We start from the raw sequence: 276 nt of genomic DNA, 5'->3' as shown, positions 1-276 counted from the left end.
CAGATCTCGGATAAATAAACGCTGTTTTGGCGCAACATCAATACCGGGTAAGCGCTGAGGTTCAACAACACCTTCAGCCACACCGGTTGAAGTTAATGCAGGCTTGCACTGGAATAGAAATGCGCTTACTTGATTGAATACTAGAGTTAATTTCTTTCAGTACATCTGCAGAAATGACTTGCTGGCCAATTGTTTTGGCTGCCTGAACCGCATTATTCAACGGCATTTGTGCGACATGTTGCTCTAATTCACCTAATGAAGCTTTGAGTGTTTTTT

1 pseudogene is annotated in these 276 nt (G+C 42.4%); it reads right to left on the bottom strand.

What is annotated here, in order from left to right:
• Positions 1-276: pseudogene (locus BHE89_RS01650) on the bottom strand (phage major capsid protein); the annotation flags it as partial.

It is taken from the genome of Shigella sp. FC1967 (genome assembly GCF_001743005.1).
Taxonomy (GTDB): domain Bacteria; phylum Pseudomonadota; class Gammaproteobacteria; order Enterobacterales; family Enterobacteriaceae; genus Proteus.
Note: the sequence above shows the minus strand (reverse complement) of the source record. Positions and strands in the feature narration are given on the sequence as shown.